At 45.6% G+C, this 21,444-nt stretch carries 23 protein-coding genes; 6 read left to right on the forward strand and 17 right to left on the reverse strand.

What is annotated here, in order from left to right; genetic code table 11:
* Positions 1–35: 35 nt before the first annotated feature.
* From ESB13_RS09090 to uxuA, 4 genes are all read right to left on the reverse strand, one after another.
* On the reverse strand, positions 36–545 hold the full coding sequence (locus tag ESB13_RS09090; RefSeq protein WP_129002671.1) for a hypothetical protein: 510 nt from the start codon (positions 543–545) through the stop codon (positions 36–38).
* Between the two features lie 34 nt (positions 546–579).
* Positions 580–885, reverse strand: coding sequence for a carboxymuconolactone decarboxylase family protein (locus tag ESB13_RS09095; RefSeq protein ID WP_129002672.1), 306 nt, complete (start codon positions 883–885; stop codon positions 580–582).
* 184 nt (positions 886–1,069) lie between these two features.
* On the reverse strand, positions 1,070–1,885 hold the full coding sequence (locus tag ESB13_RS09100; protein ID WP_129002673.1) for an SDR family oxidoreductase: 816 nt from the start codon (positions 1,883–1,885) through the stop codon (positions 1,070–1,072).
* A gap of 11 nt (positions 1,886–1,896) precedes the next feature.
* On the reverse strand, positions 1,897–3,102 hold the full coding sequence (gene uxuA / locus ESB13_RS09105) for a mannonate dehydratase (protein WP_129002674.1): 1,206 nt from the start codon (positions 3,100–3,102) through the stop codon (positions 1,897–1,899).
* Positions 3,103–3,479: 377 nt separating this feature from the next.
* On the opposite strand from uxuA, the gene ESB13_RS09110 reads away from it, so the two are divergent.
* Positions 3,480–3,791 carry an ATP-dependent Clp protease adaptor ClpS gene (locus tag ESB13_RS09110; protein ID WP_129002675.1) on the forward strand — a complete coding sequence of 104 codons (312 nt, stop codon included), beginning with the start codon at positions 3,480–3,482 and terminating at the stop codon, positions 3,789–3,791.
* A gap of 12 nt (positions 3,792–3,803) precedes the next feature.
* Complete coding sequence (gene aat, locus ESB13_RS09115) at positions 3,804–4,454, forward strand: leucyl/phenylalanyl-tRNA--protein transferase (protein WP_129002676.1); 651 nt, start codon at positions 3,804–3,806, stop codon at positions 4,452–4,454.
* A gap of 129 nt (positions 4,455–4,583) precedes the next feature.
* Here the strand turns inward: aat and ESB13_RS09120 are convergent, their stop codons facing one another.
* From ESB13_RS09120 to ESB13_RS09140, 5 genes are read right to left on the reverse strand one after another with little or no spacing between them, the layout of a single operon-like run.
* Entirely contained in the window at positions 4,584–5,402 is an 819-nt protein-coding gene (locus ESB13_RS09120; RefSeq protein WP_129002677.1) for an OmpA family protein, read from the reverse strand.
* Between the two features lie 49 nt (positions 5,403–5,451).
* Complete coding sequence (locus ESB13_RS09125; RefSeq protein WP_129002678.1) at positions 5,452–7,974, reverse strand: DNA gyrase/topoisomerase IV subunit A; 2,523 nt, start codon at positions 7,972–7,974, stop codon at positions 5,452–5,454.
* 43 nt (positions 7,975–8,017) lie between these two features.
* Entirely contained in the window at positions 8,018–8,404 is a 387-nt protein-coding gene (gloA2, locus tag ESB13_RS09130) for an SMU1112c/YaeR family gloxylase I-like metalloprotein (RefSeq protein WP_129002679.1), read from the reverse strand.
* A 23-nt stretch (positions 8,405–8,427) separates the two neighbouring features.
* Positions 8,428–9,342 carry a DUF1835 domain-containing protein gene (locus ESB13_RS09135; protein WP_129002680.1) on the reverse strand — a complete coding sequence of 305 codons (915 nt, stop codon included), beginning with the start codon at positions 9,340–9,342 and terminating at the stop codon, positions 8,428–8,430.
* A gap of 27 nt (positions 9,343–9,369) precedes the next feature.
* The gene (locus ESB13_RS09140; protein ID WP_129002681.1) at positions 9,370–11,271 is read right to left on the reverse strand and encodes a DNA topoisomerase IV subunit B; all 1,902 of its coding nucleotides are present in this window, start codon (positions 11,269–11,271) and stop codon (positions 9,370–9,372) included.
* 214 nt (positions 11,272–11,485) lie between these two features.
* Between ESB13_RS09140 and ESB13_RS09145 the strand changes: the two genes are divergently transcribed.
* Entirely contained in the window at positions 11,486–12,397 is a 912-nt protein-coding gene (locus ESB13_RS09145; protein ID WP_129002682.1) for a transglutaminase-like domain-containing protein, read from the forward strand.
* Between the two features lie 29 nt (positions 12,398–12,426).
* On the opposite strand, the gene ESB13_RS09150 is transcribed toward ESB13_RS09145, so the two are convergent.
* Positions 12,427–13,149: a tRNA threonylcarbamoyladenosine dehydratase gene (locus ESB13_RS09150; RefSeq protein ID WP_129003364.1), complete on the reverse strand. Its 723-nt coding sequence runs from the start codon at positions 13,147–13,149 to the stop codon at positions 12,427–12,429.
* A 43-nt stretch (positions 13,150–13,192) separates the two neighbouring features.
* Between ESB13_RS09150 and ESB13_RS09155 the strand changes: the two genes are divergently transcribed.
* Positions 13,193–14,254 carry a sialidase family protein gene (locus tag ESB13_RS09155; protein WP_246022480.1) on the forward strand — a complete coding sequence of 354 codons (1,062 nt, stop codon included), beginning with the start codon at positions 13,193–13,195 and terminating at the stop codon, positions 14,252–14,254.
* A 329-nt stretch (positions 14,255–14,583) separates the two neighbouring features.
* Here ESB13_RS09155 and ESB13_RS09160 read toward each other — a convergent pair whose 3' ends face one another.
* Both ESB13_RS09160 and ESB13_RS09165 read right to left on the reverse strand, forming a co-directional pair.
* On the reverse strand, positions 14,584–15,435 hold the full coding sequence (locus ESB13_RS09160; protein ID WP_129002683.1) for a universal stress protein: 852 nt from the start codon (positions 15,433–15,435) through the stop codon (positions 14,584–14,586).
* Positions 15,436–15,470: 35 nt separating this feature from the next.
* A complete protein-coding gene (locus tag ESB13_RS09165) occupies positions 15,471–15,866 on the reverse strand; it encodes a hypothetical protein (RefSeq protein ID WP_129002684.1) in 396 nt (131 codons plus the stop codon).
* A 238-nt stretch (positions 15,867–16,104) separates the two neighbouring features.
* Between ESB13_RS09165 and ESB13_RS09170 the strand changes: the two genes are divergently transcribed.
* A complete protein-coding gene (locus tag ESB13_RS09170) occupies positions 16,105–16,512 on the forward strand; it encodes a hypothetical protein (protein WP_129002685.1) in 408 nt (135 codons plus the stop codon).
* Positions 16,513–16,515: 3 nt separating this feature from the next.
* Here the strand turns inward: ESB13_RS09170 and ESB13_RS09175 are convergent, their stop codons facing one another.
* The 4 genes from ESB13_RS09175 to ESB13_RS09190 form a co-directional block, all read right to left on the reverse strand.
* Positions 16,516–17,127, reverse strand: a complete 612-nt coding sequence (locus ESB13_RS09175) for a YceI family protein (RefSeq protein ID WP_129002686.1) — start codon at positions 17,125–17,127, stop codon at positions 16,516–16,518.
* 84 nt (positions 17,128–17,211) lie between these two features.
* Complete coding sequence (locus ESB13_RS09180; RefSeq protein ID WP_129002687.1) at positions 17,212–18,585, reverse strand: hypothetical protein; 1,374 nt, start codon at positions 18,583–18,585, stop codon at positions 17,212–17,214.
* Positions 18,586–18,638: 53 nt separating this feature from the next.
* On the reverse strand, positions 18,639–19,217 hold the full coding sequence (locus ESB13_RS09185; protein ID WP_164974150.1) for a YceI family protein: 579 nt from the start codon (positions 19,215–19,217) through the stop codon (positions 18,639–18,641).
* 115 nt (positions 19,218–19,332) lie between these two features.
* Positions 19,333–19,707 (reverse strand): hypothetical protein, encoded by a 375-nt coding sequence (locus tag ESB13_RS09190; RefSeq protein WP_129002689.1) that lies wholly within the window; start codon positions 19,705–19,707, stop codon positions 19,333–19,335.
* Positions 19,708–19,992: 285 nt separating this feature from the next.
* Here ESB13_RS09190 and ESB13_RS09195 point away from each other — a divergent pair, with 285 nt between their 5' ends.
* Positions 19,993–20,385: a hypothetical protein gene (locus ESB13_RS09195; RefSeq protein ID WP_129002690.1), complete on the forward strand. Its 393-nt coding sequence runs from the start codon at positions 19,993–19,995 to the stop codon at positions 20,383–20,385.
* On the opposite strand, the gene ESB13_RS09200 is transcribed toward ESB13_RS09195, so the two are convergent.
* Complete coding sequence (locus ESB13_RS09200; protein WP_129002691.1) at positions 20,382–21,440, reverse strand: response regulator; 1,059 nt, start codon at positions 21,438–21,440, stop codon at positions 20,382–20,384. The two genes, ESB13_RS09195 and ESB13_RS09200, sit on opposite strands and share 4 nt — an antisense overlap.
* Positions 21,441–21,444: the final 4 nt, after the last annotated feature.

The raw sequence follows: 21,444 nt of genomic DNA on the forward strand, positions 1-21,444 counted from the left end.
CTGATGAATGATTTTTAATAAGTTCTGGGCTGATATTAACTGATTAATTTATCTACTTCCGCAGCAATGATATTCAGCCACTCTTTACGGTATTTATCTAATCCCGGATCAGGAATGTAACCGCCGATATTAGGGCCATACTCGAAATAGAACTTCCGGTAAGCATCTTCATAAATAATGCAGGCAGTGCTATCGCCGCATATCATTGGCGGCACAAACTTTAATCGTTCTTCTTTTTTTACAGCACCGGTTTTCAGATAATGAGGATATAAAAATATTTTACTGCCACTTAGTTTCCCTTTAGCCATTACACTATCATGCTTTATCAGCCAGTAGACAGTATCCTTCGTATTTTGTACTATTACAATGCTGGTAAAAGAAACTGCCCGGGCCGGCATATAAACAAGCAACCTGTTCCCGTTTCGCTTCACATCTTTTACAATGGTATTCACCGCATGCTGATCGAAGAAGTTTCCGGCTTTTATAAAGCCGGTTTGGCAAAATACATGAAGTGGGAAAAGCGACAGTATTATCAGGCTTTTCATACAATCGTTATTTTATTCACAAAGTTAGCTATTGCTATACAGCCTGATCGTAAGCCTCCAGTGCAGCAGGCAAACAATTTACCACACCTTTCAACCCGCAAACAGTAAGCGTGATAAGAATTGTGTCTTTGATTTCGTCGCGTGTGGCGCCAAGTTTTTTTGCCATCTGCACGTGAAAATAAACGGCTGTAGTTTCGCCCATCGCCGCTTTAATGCCTATATACACCAGTTGTTTTGTTTTGCCATCCAGCCCCTGCGAAGCTTTTAACGATTCTACCAATCCATCAAAGGCTTCGGCCACTGCGGGCGCTTCTTTTTGAAAGAGTTCAATGGGATTCATTTTTTTTGATAAAGCTACTTCAGAAAAAACTTGACGGGGCATTCTTTCTTTCCGTTTGTCCCTATTCCGGCGCCTGGGTTACCCACAAAAAAATACAGATCATTTATATGGGGTCCATTTTTACATGCGCCCACAAAATGATCTGCACTATTTTCCAGCGGGTAGCGTTACCCGCAATTCTATTTTACACGCCGCTAAAAGCAGTGAAGCCACCATCTACGGGCAAAATAACACCGGTAATAAAGCTCGCCGCACCGGAACACAGGAACTGAACGGCGCCATTTAATTCGGAGATATCGCCGAAACGTTTCATCGGTGTTTTGGCCAGCACCTTTATACTTCTGTCGGTATAACTTCCATCGGGGTTAATAAGCACGGCACGATTCTGATCACCGATAAAGAAGCCGGGAGCAATGGCATTCACCCTTACGCCTTCGCCAAATTTCTGCGCCATTTCAGTTGCCATCCATTGTGTAAAAATATTAACGCCTGTTTTAGCTACAGAATAGCCCGGCACACGGGTAATAGCTGAATAGGTAGCCATAGAAGAAATATTGATGATGCTGCCTTTCCCCTGTTTCGCCATCACTTCTCCAAAGGCAAGACAAGGATACACGGTGCCATTGAGGTTAAGATCGGTCACCTTTTCCCAATCCTCTATTTTCATATCGAAAACAGTTTGATCTACCGTTAACGTAGCGCCGGGAATATTGCCACCCGCGCAGTTCACCAGTATATCTATTGAACCCCATTTTTCACTTATTTCAACAGCCAGCTTTTTCAGATTGTCAAGATCCAGTACGTTACCGGCAACACCAATAACATCTTCATGGATCTGTTTCAGCTCCTGCACCCTATTGTCGAGGTTTTCCTGGCGGATATCCATAGCTACCAGTTTGGCGCCTGCTTTCATAAGACTGGAAGAGATACTGCCGCCAAGTACACCACCGGCACCTGTTACCACGGCTACTTTGCCTTTAATATTGAACATCGATTCCATATTGCAAGTTTTTATTGATATAACATTCTTTCAATTCCCATTTCAAGACCTGTGATTTCAGCAAGGCCTTTCATACGGCCTACCAGCGGATACCCGGGATTGCTCTCACGACTAAAATCGTCGAGGATCTTCAATCCATGATCGGGACGGAAAGGCATTCGCAGATCGCTGCGGCCTGCCTCCCTGCGCCGTTTCTGCTCTTCAAGCAAAGCTTTGAGCACTGCATACATATCCACTACCCCTTCGAGATGTGCAGATTCATAAAAGCTTCGGCCACCAAGGCTGATGATATTGCGGAGATGTACAAAATGAATACGTTCGGCAAACTTTTTAGCAATAGCTACCAGGTCGTTATCCTCACGAACAGATAACGATCCGCTGCAAAAAGTAAGACCATTGTTTACAGAGGGACAGGCAGAGAAGATCCATTCAAAATCTTCCATCGTGCTCGCAATCCTTGGCAGTCCCAGTAAAGGGAATGGCGGATCGTCCGGATGAATACACATGCGGATCCCCAGCTCTTCCGCTACGGGGATAATATCGTTGAGAAATAAAGCAAGATGGTTTCTGAGTGTATGTGTGTCAATGGTATCGTAACGCTTCAGGTAGTCGAGAAACACCTGTTTGTAATTATGCACATTGCCAACGGTGCCATTGATAAATCCTTGCGTAACAACTATAATGTTGTAAGCGAGGTTATTCTTTTCTTCTTCCGTCATTTTACCGATCAGTTCCTTTGCCGCAGCCAATACTTCGGGAGCATAATCCTTTTCCGCGCCCGGCCTTTCCAGGATATAAACATCAAATGCGGCAAAGGTTTCGTAGTGAAAGAGCATGGATTCTGCACCGCGCTGGTTTACAAAATGCAGGTCAGTTCTGGCCCAGTCGAGTACCGGCATAAAATTGTAACAAATGGTATCTATACCACATGCCGCCAGGTTCCTCATGGAGGTAATGTAGTTACGTACCAGTTCCTCCCTTTCGGGACCGTTGGTTTTTATGCCCTCCGTAACAGGCAGGCTCTCCACCACGCTCCAGCGCATACCATGTTTTTCGATCTCCTCCTTAACAAGCTGAATTTCTTCTACGGGCCAAACGGCGCCTCCTTTGATATGGTGTAAGGCTGTTACAATACCTTCTACACCAAATTGTTTGAGTTGGGCCAGGGTCACTTTATCGTTTTTACCGAACCAGCGCCATGTTTTTTCCAAAGACATAGACTATTGTTTTATGGCTGAGCAATAAGACACGCCAAATGTAACCGTTTTCATTTTTATTGCAAAATAATATCTCTCAGACGCAGCCTTTCGGCGAAATGGCAATATTAAAAGGGAGAAACAGATACTTTTTAAAATAGCAACCGATTGCAAAAAGTAAATCTCCGAAGAGGGATCCCAGTTTTTGCTTTCCCAATCCGGCAAAGTGGCCGGGCCGACTTACTTAATACATCATTTCTTTGCGTTAAAACGGCCATAACAGCCAGACGTTACACGATTCGCGCCAATTACCGGTGCGGAAGCTGCGGATCGCCCCAACTGATGAGATTTTTGCGCTAAAAGCTTACAGTTGACGGGGAATGCAATAATTTTGGCATATGATCACCTTTATTGCACATACCCAAGTAAGGCCTGAAGAAGAAGAAGACGTTGCAGTACTGACTGATACAGATGCTCCCTGGTCATTGATCGTCTGGAATGATGAAGTGAACACATTTGACTGGGTGATAGAAACGCTGGTTGATATATGCGGACACTCCGAAGAACAAGCCGAGCAGTGTGCCCTTATGATTCACTTCAAAGGTAAATACGCCGTAAAAAATGGCGACTATGATACTTTAAAACCTATGTGCGATGCCATCACCGACAGAGGCATCGGCGCCACTATAGAAACGGTTGCTCACCGTTAAAAATACTGCAGGATGCCGTTGCATGTGTTAGACGATCGTTTATGGTTCCCTCCTGTTGCATCCGCCCTGGAAGACGGATTGCTGGCCGTTGGCGGAGACCTCAGTGAAGAACGCCTCCTTCTGGCTTACCGGAAGGGCATTTTCCCCTGGTTCGAAGGCAGTGTTCCTTTATGGTGGAGTCCCGATCCGCGTTTTGTTTTATTTCCTGAAGCGCTGAAAATCAGTAAAAGCATGAAGGTTTTACTGAACAGAGATGCATTTGAGTTTAAAGTGAACACAGCATTCAATGAAGTGATCCGCAACTGCCAGCAGGTAGAACGCGAGGGACAGGACGGCACCTGGATCACTAATGAAGTGGAAGACGCTTATAACAATCTCCATGAAAAAGGCTATGCACACAGTGCCGAAGCGTGGCTCAACGGCGAACTGGTAGGTGGCCTATATGGCATTAGGATGGGCAACCTGTTCTTTGGCGAAAGCATGTTCAGTCATGTCAGCAATGCCAGCAAATACGCCTTCATCAAATATGTGCAGCTCCTCATAAGCGAAAACGTAAAACTGATCGATTGCCAGGTTTATACTTCACACCTCGAAAGCCTTGGCGCCGTTATGATTCCGCGGGAGGAATTTATCGAGAGCATAGAGGGTTTAACAGAACAGTAAAAGCTATAGGACAATGGCAGTTTACAAAAAAGAGCTGCCCGAACGGGGCAGCCCTGATATGATATTTTAATCTCCTGTGAAACTCTTTCCACTATTCCTGCATCGGCTGTCTGTGCGCTATTTCTCCTGCTATTCCAGCAACTTATACAGCTCGTCGAGCCTGGGACTTAAAATGATCTCCGTGCGGCGATTCCTGCCACGGCCTTCAGGAGTAGCATTGGAATCTACAGGATCGTACTGGCTATGACCTGAAGCAACGACCCTTACAGCATCCACCCTGTATTCATTTACAAGGATACGAACAATGGCGGTGGCGCGGGCGGTACTTAAAGCCCAGTTGTCTTCAAACCTGGCGCCGCGCATAGGAATAGAGTCGGTATGGCCTTCAATATTTACTGCAATATCGGGATTCACATTTAATACCTCAGCCAGTTTACCAAGCGCCAGCTTACCCTTATCATTCACCTTGGCGCTGCCGGAAGGGAATAACAGGTTTTCCTGCAGGCTCACATATACTTTGCCGTTTTTATTGGAGATCGTTAATTCACTGGAACTAAAACCCACCAGCGCATCGGCCATTTTCTTTCTCAGCTCAGCCGCTTTGGCTTTCTGCTGATCTATCAAAGCCTGTAATTGCTCCAGCCTGCGTTGCTGTTCCGCAATCTGCTGCTGGCTGCGCGAAAGCGCGTTTTGCTTTTCAGCCGCATCGGAACTTACTGCCGATAACTTATTTTCCAGGTTGCTGTTTTTATCGCTCAGTTGCCCATACCTGCCTTTCAGATCAGCAAGAGACTTCTCAAGCTGGCTGATACGATTGGCCATCATGGCACTGTCACTTTTCAACTGACGCATTGCGATCTGCGAATCGGTGAACTTCTTTTTAGCGACGCAACTATGCATTGCAGCTACTGCCGCCATTACACCTACCCATTTGATTGCTTTGTTCATTTGGTGTCTGATTTTTCGTTTATCGGATGTTTAAGGATTTCCATTGCAACTAAAACAGCTCTGTCTGACCATTATCTTCCACCGGACGTGCCTTCTGTTCCCAGTCCATTGAAACTGTTTTATTAAAGTCGGCAAGTTTATTCCCTACTGCCTTCCAGCCCATTACTTCTACAAAATCGGCGATCTTCATTTTCTGGATCCTCTGCTGGGCTCCTTTACCGCTTGTAAGTATCAGGATAGGTTGTTTATCGGTAGTAACAGCTTCAAGCCTGTTGTTCTCACCTTCTTTAATGAACAGGAATTTATTGTGCAGCGTGGTAGTTTCAATCTTGAACCGTTTTACGGTGAACTGCAGTTTATCGTTATCGTAATAAACAGCCGTCACCACTTTAGCCGGATCAAACTTTTCGATCAGCATCACCTTTTCAGCATCAAAACGCTGTGTAAGTTCAAGGTCGGTAATTTCGTAAGTACCCTCCTGGTAAATCACCAGCAGTTTCTCTTCGCCTTCAAAACTTCCCAGGTATAACCCTTTTTCCTCTGAGTTCAGACGGCCAAACTTATCATCGAACCAAAGCTTCCTGCCTGCCAGCGTAGATTTACCTGCCTCCTTCAGTTTAACTGAACGGATAGGATACTTGGTAACCTGGTTACCCATGGTACCGCGGCCTTTAATGTCCAGCTCCTCAAAATAGAAATCAAGCTCTTTGATACGGGCAGAAGAATTCGGGCTCAGCAACACTTTTACTACTTCCGCTTCACCATTTGCATTGGCAGTAAAATAATGCACTTTCGATTTATCGGTTCCCTTGGTAAGATCGTATTCTTTGTCGCGGGTGATACCGGTAACATTAAAACGTTTGGCGTACGAAACACCGGTGGCGCCATCTACATAGATCATGTTATAGGTCATCCGGTCATCAGCCTTATCAAACAAGGCCACATGAATGATATCCTTGCCAATAAAGATCTTGTCGGCTACCTTAACGATCTTCATGATACCACGACGCGTGAACACGATAATATCATCAAGATTGGAGCAGTCGAACAGGAACTCATCCTTTTTCAGACCGCTGCCAATAAAGCCTTCTGCTTTGTTCACATAAAGTTTGGTGTTGGCAATCGCTACCTGCTTAGCCTGGATAACATCAAACTGTTTGATCTCGGTTTTACGGCCCCTGTCTTTGCCGTATTTTTTCAGCAGGTTCTCGTAATAGGCAACAGCAAAATCAACCAGGTGTTCCAGGTCGTGTTTTACCTGTTTCATATCCGCTTCCAGGCCTTTGATCTGGGTGATCAGGTCCTGGATATCGAGCTTATAAATACGGCGTACCGGCTTTTCCGTCAGTTTCAGGATGTCTTCCCTGGTAACATCCCGCTTCAGCAGCTTCTTGAAAGGTTCAAACCCTTTATCAATAGCCTCCAGCACCTTTTCCCAGGTAGCATGGCCTTTCTCCAGCTCCTTATAGATCTTTTCTTCGAAGAAGATCTTTTCAAGAGAAGTATAATGCCATTTCTCTTCCAGCTCACTGAGTTTTATCTCCAGTTCTCTTTTCAGAAGGTCTTTTGTACGATCGGCAGAAAGGCGTAATAATTCGTGAACGCTGATGAAGCGTGGCTTGTTATCAACGATCACACAGGCATTGGGAGAAATACTTACCTCACAGTCGGTGAACGCATACAAGGCGTCGATCGTAATATCGGGAGAAATACCTGCCGATAGTTCAATCAGGATCTCAACCTCTTTAGCCGTTTCATCGGTGACCTTCTTAATCTTGATCTTTCCCTGGTCATTGGCTTTCACAATAGACTCCATGAGCGAAGTAGTGGTAACACCATAAGGCACACTCTTGATAGCCAGCGTTTTCTTGTCTACCTCTTCAATAACCGCTCTCACACGTACTTTACCGCCTCTTTTTCCTTCATTATAGTTAGCGGTATCGATCATACCACCGGTAAGAAAATCAGGATAAAGCTCGAATTTCTTTCCCTTGAGGTATTTGATAGCGGCATCACAAAGCTCGCAGAAGTTGTGCGGTAATATTTTGGTAGAAAGACCAACGGCAATACCATCTGCACCTTGCGCCAGCAACAATGGAAATTTCATGGGCAGGGCAATAGGCTCCTGTTTCCGTCCATCGTAGCTAAGCTGCCATTCGGTTGTTTTAGGGTTGAAAGCCACTTCCAGCGCAAACTTCGACAAACGCGCCTCTATATAACGCGGTGCCGCCGCATCGTCACCGGTACGAACATCACCCCAGTTACCCTGGGTTTCAATCAGCAGATCTTTTTGCCCCATGTTCACCAACGCTTCACCAATAGAAGCATCGCCATGCGGGTGATACTGCATACTCTGACCTATAATATTTGCCACCTTATTAAAGCGGCCATCGTCCATTTCCTTCATGGAATGCAGAATACGGCGCTGCACCGGCTTAAGACCATCATCCACACCCGGAACCGCACGCTCCAGGATCACATAGGACGCATAGTCGAGAAACCAGGTTTTATATTGCCCGTTTACTCCCGATTCATTCGTTAAATCAATTTGTTTAGTACTATCCTTCGCCATCTTATATAGTTCAGTGTCTTTTTACAGTTGCCTTCCGCTGTTCTCAGCGTTCATATAATTCCAGCGGCTGCCCGCTGGGGTCTTCAAAAAAGGTAAATTTCTTACCTGAATATTCATCAATCCGTACATCCTGCACCTTCACCTGTTTGCTGCGCAGGTAACTAATCCATGCTTCTACATCATCAACAGCAAATGCCAGGTGACGTAATCCCGCTGCTTCGGGCCATGACGCCCGGGGACGGAAATCAGGAAAACTGAAAAGTTCTATCTGGTATAGCCCATCCAGCGCCAGATCCAGCTTATAGGAATCACGCGCTTCCCGGTATACTTCCTGCACTATTTCAAAACCAAGCAACTCAGTATAAAACTGTTTGCTGGCCTGGTAATCGGCAGCGATGATCGCTATATGGTGTATCCCCTTCAGTTTCATAATGCTTCTTTTTTTGCCTTTGCTTAGTCCTCAGCGCTTGCTCCCGCGGCATTTGCCTCAGCGCTTGCTTCAGCAGCAGTAGCCGCAGCCGCTGCAAAACCTGCGGGCCGCACTACAATCTCCTTCCAGCCCTTCGTCCAGTCGCCCTGCACCTCCAGTTTTCCCTGCTCTGCCAGTTGCCTGATCCGCCATACGAGAAATACATCTCCCGTTTTCGTTTTCATTTTCGACAAAGCCGTGGTTATTACTTTAGGCAGCTTACCATTCCCCTCTCCTTTTACCGCAGCCAGTAATTCCTGGTCGTAATAAGCGTCTTCCTTGCTCACAATTTTTTTACCACCTTCAAGCATACGCACAATGGCATTCTCATTACACAGCTTCTTCCACTCATCCGGATCCACTTCAAACTCACTGGGTGTTATGGTCCTGTTTAGCTTACGCGCTTTCAGGAATTCCCTGGGCTGGATCTCAAACAAATAAGAAGGATAAAAAATGCCCCCCTTTTCGTTGATGAAAGGCAGGTTATTCAGGTACAATACCTGGATCTGCCCCTGGTAATCTTTCAACTGGCTCATCAGCCAATAGTAACCCGATACATCATGAGCGTTCTGCCCCATCCATATCCACAGTATCCTGTCGGCAGTGGAAATAGGCGCTTCGTCCTCCTCATTTTCTTTACCAGATAAATACTTGATCAGGTTATGCACCGTCAGTTTATCATCTACCAGCGCCAGCTGTTCTGTGTACGGCGAGAACTCCAGCAGGGTCTCCCACCACGCCTTACGCTGCTGGTAGCCTTCGGTTTCATATATTTTTTCAATAGGACCAACAGCAAAGTCGTCCTTTATCACAATGATCTCACCTTCCAATGTTTCGTCCAGTTCAATTGCCTTTTGCAGTACTTCTGCATCTGCCGGCTGGAAAACAACATGCTTCATTTATTCGCAATTAATATCAAATAAAAACTAGGCTACAGCGCCTTCTTCCACAGCATCGAGCTCTACCTTCAGGTTGTTGATGATAAACTCCTGCCTGTCCATCGTATTCTTACCCATATAATATTCAAGCAGCTGCTGAATATGATCGCCCTGCTCCAGTATTACCGGCTGTAAACGCATATCGGCGCCAATAAAACGCTCAAATTCGTTGGGAGAAATCTCACCAAGTCCCTTAAAACGGGTGATCTCGGGTTTATTGCCCAGCTTCTTGATGGCAGCCTGCTTTTCCACTTCATCGTAACAATAAATGGTCTGCTGTTTATTGCGCACACGGAATAACGGCGTTTCAAGAATATACAAATGCCCTCTCTTCACCAGCTCAGGGAAGAACTGAAGGAAGAAAGTCATCATCAGCAAACGAATATGCATACCATCCACATCGGCATCGGTAGCCATCACCACCCTGTTATAACGCAATCCTTCCAGTCCGTCCTCGATGTTTAATGCATGCTGCAGCAGGTTGAACTCCTCGTTCTCATATACCACTTTTTTAGTAAGGCCAAAACAGTTCAATGGCTTACCTCTTAAGCTGAAAACACCCTGGGTCTCAACCTGGCGCGCTTTTGTAATAGAACCACTCGCACTATCACCTTCGGTGATGAACAAAGTTGTTTCCTTCTGCTTCATCAACACCGCCTGCTTATCCTTTCCGCCGGGCTCATCATTATAATGAAAGCGGCAGTCACGCAGTTTTTTATTATGAAGATTGGCCTTTTTAGCCCTTTCGTTCGCTAGTTTACGAATACCGCTCAGTTCCTTCCGCTCCTTTTCACTTTGTTCGATACGCTTTTTAAGCGCTTCCGCCACCTGGCTGTTACGATGCAGGAAGTTGTCAAGCTCCTTCGCCAGGAAATCGTTTACAAAATTCTTCATGCTCGGACCGCCTTCATACACATACTGGCTGCCCAGTTTGGTTTTGGTCTGGCTTTCGAACACCGGCTCCTGTACTCTTACAGATACAGCCGCTACAATGCTTTGCCTGATATCGGCCGCCTCGTAATCTTTTTTGAAGAAGTCACGAACGGTTTTCACGAACGCCTCGCGGAATGCCTGCTGATGGGTACCGCCCTGCGTAGTATATTGGCCGTTTACAAAAGAAAACAGGTCCTCACCATAATCATTGTTATGTGCCAGCGCCACCTCAATATCTTCTCCTTTCAGGTGAATGATCGGGTAACGCAGTTCATCTTCATTCGTTTTACGCAGTAACAGATCCAGTAACCCGTTTTTAGAGACGTATTTCTTATTGTTGAAATTTATCACCAGGCCTGCATTCAGGTAACAATAGTTCCACAGCTGGTTATCGAGATATTCATGTATGAAATGAAAATTGCGGAAGATGCTGTCATCGGCAATAAAGCTCACCATAGTACCATTCGATTCCGAAGTGGCCGTTTCTTTATGCTCTTTTATCAGCACCCCTTTTTCAAATTCGGCAACTTTCATTTTGCCGTCGCGCACACTCTGCACTTTAAAATACTGGCTTAAGGCATTTACCGCTTTAGTACCCACACCGTTCAAACCCACACTTTTCTGGAAGGCTTTACTGTCGTATTTCGCCCCCGTATTGATCTTGCTTACAACGTCAACCACTTTACCCAATGGAATACCACGCCCGTAGTCACGGATGGTCACCGTTTTCCCTTCTATCTCCAGGTCGATATGTTTACCATAACCCATGGTATGTTCATCGATACAGTTGTCCATCACTTCCTTCAGCAATACATAAATACCATCATCAGGGGCCGATCCATCGCCGAGTTTACCAATATACATACCTGGACGCAGGCGGATATGCTCACGCCAGTCGAGACTTCGGATACTATCTTCGGTATACTCAACCTGTTGTTTTTCTTTGGGTTCTGCCATATCAAAAAATTTAAAGTTCTCCTTACTAACCAACACCCCCAGGGGTATGCCACTGTACACCACTAACTTTTTTAGCAATAGGTGCTGCCGGGCAAATATAGGGCAAATGCAAATAGCACAAAGCGGCAGGACTTTTGCACTACTGTGAATAAAAATAGGAAGCATCCTTATTTTTCGTACATCCCTTAATAAAACTGGTTATTCGTTTTAAGCTATGGAACAAGATGCGAAGCGTAAGAAATATGGCATACTGACAGTTTTAGCGCCACTCGCCGGCGTATTGACAATCATACCGCTGGCCCCTTTCATCTGCCGTTTTATTCCACCTGTCATGATCGGAGAATGGAACTTCGACCTGGTAGTGGCCGGCCTTATTGCAGTGATCATAGTTCGTCTTATCATCTGGCTGGTGAAACCACTGATGGTTCCCGCCTGCTTAGTATTGCTGGGTATACTTACTTTCAATCAGTTCCGCGACTCCTACAGCTTCGACGAAATATTTAATGATTATAAAACACTCGCCTACCAGAACTGGATGATCCGCGACAACAAACAGTCGGATGTACTGAGCTTAAACCCACGGATATTCGAGAACAACACCGACAAAACAACCCGTTTGGTAAAGGCAAAAGTGAATTACACCGATTCGCTGGTCCGCAATTTTGCAGTAAAACATTCCCTGGAGTCTTTTGGCGATTATGAAGCCAAATACGGAATGATCACCCGCTATTTCTCCCTGTTTCAATACATCAATACCCGTTTCAAATACGTTCCCGATGCTTTGCGCGACGAATACTTCGCTTCTGCCCGCGAAACCATTCAAAACGGACTGGGCGGCGACTGCGACGACCACAGCATTTTGATGGCAGCCTGCCTCATGTCCATTGGCGCCCGCTGCCGCCTCGTAATAATACAGGGACATATGTATCCCGAGATCTACGCCGGCAACAAAAGCCAGTACGACATCATGCAACAGGCCATCGTTCAGTTATTCCATAACCAGAACATAGATCGCATTTACTACCACGAGCACAACGATGAATTCTGGATCAACCTCGACTATACCGCCCGCCATCCCGGCGGTAAATATTTGAATGATAACGTGAAAAAGGTAATTGAATTGTAAAAAGCAAGCCCTGGCCATGTGCCCGTCATCTATCCCTCATACAAATCCCTCACCACCACACTCGCAACCATACAACCAAATACAGCCGGCATATAACTGATCGTACCTATCAGCGACTTCTTGGGAAAAGCTTTCTCCGTAACAATAACCCGCTCCTGGTCTATTTCCTCCGGGCTGAAAACGACTTTTATACCGGTATATATCCCCGATTCATGCAGCCGTTTGCGTACATATTTCGCAAGTTTGCAATCGTGCGACTTGCTTATATCAGCGATCTCTGCCTGTAATGGGTCGGTTTTACCACCTGCGCCCATCGCACTCACCACAGGTACCCCTTTCTCCACCGCCGCCTTCAGCAACGCCACCTTAGGCCCCAGCGTGTCGATACAATCCACCGCATAACTGAAATGACTGCGGGCAAGCAGCCCCTCCATTTCGGTATCCTGGTGATAAGCGGCAATCACTTCCAGTTTCAGTTCCGGGTTAATATCCTTCAGCCGTCCGGCCATGACTTCTGCTTTCAGCTTCCCAGCCGTACTGTGCAGCGCCGGGATCTGGCGGTTACCATTACTTAGATCAACAGTATCACCATCTACAATGGTCATGGCGCCCACTCCCGCCCTGGCGATCATTTCGGCGCAAATGCCGCCAATGCCACCCAATCCTACCACAAGCACGTGACTATTTACCAGCTTTTCAAGTTTCTCTTCACCCAACAATAGTTGTGAACGGCTCATCCAATAAGGGAACATGCAGTCTGTTTTTATATTTTTACGATGCAAAAATGTTGTACTCATGCCGTTTGTGAAAATATTTTTAGGACTGGCCCTGTTCGTGGCTTCCCATGCAACACCATTCCACAACGCCGTTTTAGCACAGGATAGCCTTAAACCCAAAAACGCAATAACGATCCTCGATTCCGGCAGGCAGGTAAGCCTGCGCGGCCTGTCGGTAGTAAGCGACCAGGTGATCTGGGCAAGCGGCAGCAACGGCATGGTAGCCCGCTCCACCAACGGAGGTGAGCATTTCGAATGGACGCAGGTTCCCGGGTATGAGCAACGCGACTTCCGTGATATAGAAGCGTTTAGCGCAAAAACCGCCCTCCTCATGGCCATTGCAGCACCCGCAGTGATACTGCGCACAACAGATGGCGGCAAAACCTGGAAACCCGTTCTCACCGATTCAACACCCGGCATGTTCCTCGATGCCATGTATTTCGATGGCGCAAACGGAACAGTGGTTGGCGACCCTGTCAACGGTAAAATATACCTCGCCAACACCTCCGATTCAGGTAAAACATGGACAAAACAAACAGAACAACTTCCCGATACCGATGAGGGGGAAGCCTTTTTTGCCTCAAGTGGCACCAACCTGCACAGTTTACGTAATAACCGTTATGCCATGGCATTGGTTACCGGAGGAAAACGCGCCCGTTTGCTTTTATTGCCACATCACCGGCAGGAAACAACCGTAGCCCGCCCCCTTCCCCTTTTGAAACAAGGCGCCGAAAGCACGGGCGCCAACTCAATAGCCATCGCAGGCCTGCAGGCAGTTATCACGGGAGGCGACTTTATGCACCCACAGGATACCACCGGTAATTGCATTTTTACCGAAAATGGCGGCGATCACTGGAAAAAACCGGCCATTCCACCGAATGGCTACCGCAGTTGTGTAATATATTATGATTTTAGACGTTTACTAACCTGCGGCCTCAACGGAGTAGACATATCCATCGATGGCGGCCAGCATTGGCAACCGGTAAGTAAAGAAGGATTTCATGTAGCACAGAAGTCCCGCAGTGGGAAAATGGTGTTTTTAGCAGGAGGACGGGGCAAAATTGCAAGATGGATGCCCTGAAAAAAAATATTTTAAAAAAATCTTATCCTCGATTAAACCTTTTCGTTCGACCGTTGTCTTAACATCAGTTCAAAGAGAAAAACAAGCAGGAAACTTCCTGTTTACAATATATTGATCTTAGTTTTTTATGCAGCAGGGTTAAATAGGGGGTTCTGTTTCGACCAGAACGCCCTCTTTTTTTTAAAGCCCCTACCCGTTTTTCTTCTCTATCTTTATTGCTTACCAGCCTCCATCATCTAACGTAAACATTCCCATCCTTCCGATCTGTAAAAAGAACGCTTTATATACGGGCCATAAACGAGAAATGGACGAACAACAGACCATCTAAATTATTTCCCTTCCACTCCCAACGTCATCACCGGAACATGTGATTTCAGCACCAGTTCCCTGGTATGACTTTTCTGCGTCAGCATTTCCAGGATATTATGTTTTTTGGGCAGCACAACCAGCAGATCCAGGTGCTGTTTCGAAGCAAACTCTATAATGGCCGCATCAATATTGTCGTTTTCCACAAAATGATATTCAGGGTTCGCCACCTGCAGCTTTTGTTCAAGCTGCGCATGTTCTTTTTGAACTTGCTGCTGGTTGGCGCCTTTATGCCGCACATTCAGCACATGCAGTTTGGCCTCGAACATTTCCGAAAACTTAGCCAAAGCTTCTGCCGGCAGTTTATCGGCAACATGATTGAAATCGCAGGCCAGCCCTATATTATGGATCTCCGCTTTATCGGCACACAAAGGAACAGTGATAAGCGACCAGGGTAAATGTTTCATGGCATACACGGTATGTCCGCCAAAAACAAAACGTTCGGTAACGGTAGTACCCTGACTGCCCATTACCACCAGGTAGGGACGAATGTTATCACAAGCCGTTTTAAGCTCATTAAAGAAAGTACCTGTTCTTATTAAAGTGTTGATGCACAGTTTACCTTTCGATCTGCGGCGAAGTTCATCTTTCAACTGATCGAGTTCCTGCTGCGCATCGCGGTTCAGTTCATCGATATTGAGATTCAGGGAAGCTTCGCTGAAAGCAACCTGTAAAACCACGATATGAAGCAACAACAACTCTTTCTTAGCCGTCACTGCCAGGTCCGCCGCATAGGCAGCAGCGTTCAGCGAAGCTTTTGAAAAATCAGTTGCAACGATAATGGTTCCGGGATTTGAATAAGAATGCGTTTCCATAAAAAAGAGATTAGACGTGAACAATCGTGACAGCGTCAATAAATAGAGAAAACCGGGGGCTGCTCAAGCACTAATGCCATACCTTGATACTGGCCCAAACAACCCGCAGGCAGCGAAACAACTGCTCCACCGGCAGCCTCTACCCTCCCGATAATATCCTCTGTAATATTCTTAAGGGAAGAAACTTCTCCGGTTACAACCTCGTTTGCTGCAACACAGATATTCTCCATATCAACATGCCATGCCAAACATACAAATCCTTCTTCTACCAGCAACACCAGCGGCTCATTGTGCCAGAGCTGCTTCCAGATTTCATGAACACCCACTACCAGTGTTCCTGCCTTCGCCGTCTGTTCCAGTAAACCGGGAATGATATCCAACTCAACGGTTTCAAAAACAGCAGCGGGCATGATGGGATCAATGGTTCTCATTACCTCACTAATTTGATGTAACCCGAATTTCCGTAATCAACAGCTTACAAACAGTGAGTAGTATCAGAATCCAATATGAGAATTATCATATGTTTCGGGACCATTGAAGCCTACTTTTGCGGAAAGAAATTGCATTAACCCCGACTCCTAAAAAAAAGAACGATTGCCGCTGACCGCTTGGATCTTATTCAGGCGGTTTTTTTTGCCTAATATTGGGCCTTCAAACCGAAACCGGAGTATGAAAAAAGTGCTTTTATCGGGCCTGCTGGCCGGCGTCCTCTTATTTATAGCCAGTTATGGCGGTTTGTACCTGGCCATCAGGTACCTGCCCATCATCTTTGTCGATTATAATAACCCGCTGTTCAACTCAGACGGCAGCCGCGATGTGCTGTTCTACACACACGCCTTTGTTATAAGCCTCGCCTTATCCTGGTTCTGGGAAAGAAGTAAATCGGTATTTAAAGGAAATTTCCTGCTGCGCGGAATAGAATTCGGACTGGTATACGCCATCGTAGGACTGCTCCCGGTAATGTGGATCACCTTCAGCTCAATGGATATCACTTTGTCGATGGTAGGCTCCTGGTTCATCTACGGCCTGTGCCAGTCCGTACTGGCAGGCGTGATCTTCGCGAAGATCAATCCATAAGCCTCAGGGCACTACCCTGAAGTTGATCCGGAACTCCACATCCAGCTCATTATTGGCGCGGATCATCCCTCCCAACTTTCTCGGAGGCGTAAGGTTGAAGTCTGAAAAAAGCACGGTTTGTGTACCTATCAGGTGAATGATCTTTTGATTATCTGCCGATACGCTGTAATTCACTTCCGTTCTCTTATTAACACCCGCCAGCTCAATATTCACAATCCCCTTGATACGTTCAGGATTCGCCTGCAGTGCAGGATATTTATCCAGCGATACAAACGTAATACGCAAATGAGGAAATTCTTTTGCCTTAAGCGTTTTACGCAGGTCGCTCGTCATCATCGCATTATTACAGTCGAAGCTGCTCACCGATAAAGCCAGCTTGCCAGCCATCGCCAGCGGCATAGCCGCATTATTACTGAAAGCCAGCGTATCCGAATTCGGATAACCATTAATACTGCAACTGAACTTGTTGACGTTGGTGCTGCCATTCACTTTTACCGAACAATCTTTTAAGATCACCCACCTGGCCTTGTAAGCGCCCTGGTAAAACCCGGCGAACAAGACCCAGGAGACCAGTGCCAGTGTCGCTGAAAACATCCTGCTTTTTGTGATACGCATAAGAATCCCGGTTAAAAAAAACCAGGATGAAATTTCATCCTGGCTTCATGACAAAAATAAGAAAGAATGGGAACTATAGATACATTAGAAGCCTACGACTGCTTCAATAACATATCCGTTGAATTTACCACCCGCACGGTAATCAGCAGGAGGAAAATCTTTGTATTTCTGAATTACATATTCACCTTTCAGCAGCACGTTGGGAGTTAAGAACCAGCCACCGGCAAAAGCAACACGGTCAACTTTCACTTTGTTGGCAATACCACGCAGCTCAGCAGATACAGCATTGTAACGGCCACCTACAAACAGTTTTTCATTTTGCAGGAACCTGTAGATCACGTCAACTGCATATTGATTGAAGTTGCGGTCTTTGGTTTCAGCAGCAGTACGTCCGGCAGCAGTTTCATAAGTACCAAACACTTCCAGGCCTTGATATTTTACCAAACCGTTGAACATAAAGGCATTCACTTTTTTACCGAATCCTGGATCCAAACGGCCTGAAGCCAGGAACGCACTACCTTGTGTACCGGAAGCATTGTTCATGTTTTTCTCCATTACATTCTGATAGTTGGAACCACTACGGTCGCCTGAATACAGTGTGCTTGCACCACTGCTTTGGTTGCCATAATAAGAACCGCTTACACGAACTCTCAGGTCCTGGCTCAGTTTTTTATCGAAACCGGCTTTCAGGATGATAGAAGGTTGTTTTTTCAGTTTACCATCAGGGTTGCTCGCAGCAAACAGTGAGTCAACACCACCTCTCAGCAAACCATTGGTAACAGCCACCATACCGAAAAGGCCATTTTTACGGAGTAACACTTCACCACCGATCTCAGTAGAAAACGCATCGATGATATTATTTTCCATGAAGGGGTTCCAGAGAGCCTGACCACCATCGGAACGACGATAGTGCGCATCACCATAGTTAACTTCATAGTGACCCACTTTAATGGTAGCGATCTTCATCAGATCGTCCCAGAATTTACCTTCGAAAGGCAGTTTGTCAAATTGAATAAAACCACCTTTTACCCAGAATTCATTGTGGTGCTTACTTGACATGTAAGAAGTCACATTCAGGCGGATACCATCAGCTAACTGCGCATCCATAAACAGGTTGGCCTGCGCCAGCTGGAAACCTGAAGTAATAGGCCTGAGCTTGTTACCAACGATGGTAGTACCGGGGTCAGCAACATACTGACCTACGTTGTTGTTCAACGCATCGGGGTTTTTATGCTTCAGGTTCTGGAATTGCTGTGTAAATCCGGCACCCAGCCTGAAACGGATACCTTCAAAGGGAGTAGTAACAGTATCTTTAGGATCTTCAAAAACATTGATACCTTGTTGACCATAGCTGCGCATGTTGTCAATTTTAGGCAGCACCTGGGCGTTCAAAGCAGCTGGCAAGAGTCCGATAGAGAGCACCAGCAGAGCGCTGAGGCTTTTCTTTTGCAGTTTCATAATAGAAATTTTAATTGTGTGTGGTTTACGTGTCTATTCTATTGGTCTGTAAATTATTTCTTCAGGGTTACGCTGAATGTCAGGGTAATGTCGTTACCGGTTTTAATAGTACCCATCATAAAGCTGGGAGGATCTATCTGGTAATCTTTCATGCTTATCTTTTTGGTACCTGTAACAGTTAATGTACCGTCGGCATTCGCTTTCAATGTAGCTACCAGGTCAGTTTCCTTGGTGAAACCGGCAAGGGTAAGTTTACCCTGGCATTTAATAACATTACCGGTGATAGTAGCGGAAGTAAGGGTATAGGTAAGGTTGGGCGCCTTGCTTGTTTTTAAGGATTTGTAAGCGTTTTTGTCCATACCGCTTTTCTCACTTTTCAGCGCTTCAGCAGGCGTAGTGAAAGTTAAAGCAGAAAGATCAGTGATCTGTCCGTTGGCGGCCACTACGAATGTAGCAGAAACATCACCTTTGCTCGATTTCATGGTCCAGTCGTGCATGGTAGAAGTACCGGCAACAGTTAAATTAAGATTGTCTTTAGACTGATATTTTACTTGTGCCATCGCCGCAAGTGTGATCAATTGAATACCTGCAAGCAAAAGGATTTTTTTGAGGGGTGTGAAACAGTGTGTCATATAAAAATTTTTGTTATTGATAAAAAGCTCATTTACTAATGCAAAAATAATATGAGAAATTAGAGTTAAAGAATGACGCTTATCACTTAAATACGTGATAACTGTCATAAGGGACTTACATCCATTCCGCACAAAAACGGCTGAACGGCTGCCTTAATTCAAGGACTAATTTTTCTTCAACTATATATTGTTGCTCCAGCTGATCCATTTTAACAGGCAAGTGATCATCGCTGTCAAATCCACTACGCTTTGCTAACTCTTTACGCGTAGCGGCGATATTCGCCTTTATGTCGTTTAAAAGATTTTCTATTACCTCCGTATGAAGGCTAAACTGGTTTTCGTAATGTTCTACTTCAGCCAAAACTTCCTGGGCAGCATTCTTAGAAGCCACTTCGTTGAGCCTTTGCCGTAGTATCAGGATCTCTTCTTTGTAAAACTGTAGCGCACGAACCCAGTCGTTGTGCGTACTGTTCAGGTGGCGAATATTCATATTTCTGTCATTTAGAGCACAAAGAAACAAAGCAATCAAACGTTAGGCAATGATCAATATCTGCCTGATTATAACACACATCAGTATAAGGAATGATGGTAATCATTTATAAAGGCAATTGCCTCCACTACTTTTGTGTAAGTTTTTGATCTCATCCTGCTACCACAGCCAACTGTAGAAAGGATGTAAGAAAACACACATAAACAATGATTATAGTCACTATTTGTAATGATTTTAAGCAGATTCTTGCAGATAGGGCCGCTTTACATTTGAAGATTACTCAGGATGACAAACCGCATAAACAATAAAGAACCAGCTCCGATAGAAGCCAAGCAGTGGCTTGTCATATTGGATGAACTAAGGCAGGTGAATATATTGCTTAAGAATAGGCTGGTACATGCGCTCAAGCAGGATGTAAGCCGGAATTTCATAGAAACAGCAGAATACTATCACCAGAAATTCATAGATAAAGACCAGTTGATCAGACTGTTACGCCACGATATCACCAGCCTCCTCGAAGAGCATATCGATGCACAGGACGATAGTGCACCCTGGTTAAGCCGTTTCTTTACCCTGGAAAAAGATATGCAGCGCATCATCTCCGAATTCAGCGGAATGAAAGCTGCCTTTGAAACCTATTTATCAGAGAAACAAGATGTCCGTGCCACCGGCTCCTAGTTCAGCATGTTTTCGAGCTTGGTATAATTCAACACCTGGATTTGACTACCCTGAATACTGATCATCCCTTCTTCCTTAAACTCACTCAAAGTCCTGATCAGTGACTCCTTGGCAACACCCGCAATGGCCGCAAGGTTCTCGCGGGAAAAATCGATGGTAAAGGCGCTGTTTTTAGTAGGATTGTATTTTTTATAAAGGGCGACAAGCGTGTCTGCCACTTTTTTACGAAGAGAATTGTAGGCGATATTTAATAACTGGTCCTCTTTTTCATTGATATTCTTAGCCAGAATGCCAATAAATTTCTTCATCACCACCGGATTTGAGCCAAGTAACTGCTCAAATTCGGAACGGGGTATCATAGCCAGCTCCGTTTCTTCAAGCGCTTCGGCATTCTCACGATAAGTCCTGCCCTCCAGTAAAGCCATGTATCCAAGAAAATCACCTTCGGCATATAGGTTGGTTATCAACTCTTTACCGTCGTCGTTCCGCTTGTAACACTTTACTTTCCCCTTGATAATATAGTATAAACGCGAAGGATGGTTCCCCTCGGCATAAATGAGTTGCTTTTTCCTGAACTTATCGGTGCTGCGGTCTTCCTTCAAAGCTTCCAGGTAATCTTTACCCGACGAAATATTGATCAGCTCGTCAACACCGGAAATATCTTTCGCAAATTCCTGCCTTAACAGGCTCGCCTTACGCAAACGGCTTTCAATAGCACTGAGCAGCTCCGCCCCCTCAAAAGGTTTGGTGATATAATCATCAGCCCCCATTTCCATCCCCTTTCTTATCTCAGAACGTTCCGATTTTGCAGTAAGGAATATAAAAGGAATGTTCTGAAGCGCATTATTACGTTGCAGCATGTGCAGCACGCCATAACCGTCAAGTACCGGCATCATAATATCGCAAATGATAAGATCAGGCTTGTGCTGTTGCGCCAGCGCCACCCCCTCTTTTCCATCTGCAGCCGCTACCACCTCGTATCCTGCGAGCTCCAGGATCTCCGTCATATTCTCCCTGATTTCCGTATTGTCTTCGATAAGTAAGATCTTCTGCATATCT

Origin of the sequence: Filimonas effusa, from assembly GCF_004118675.1 — a bacterium.
Lineage (GTDB): Bacteria > Bacteroidota > Bacteroidia > Chitinophagales > Chitinophagaceae > Filimonas > Filimonas effusa.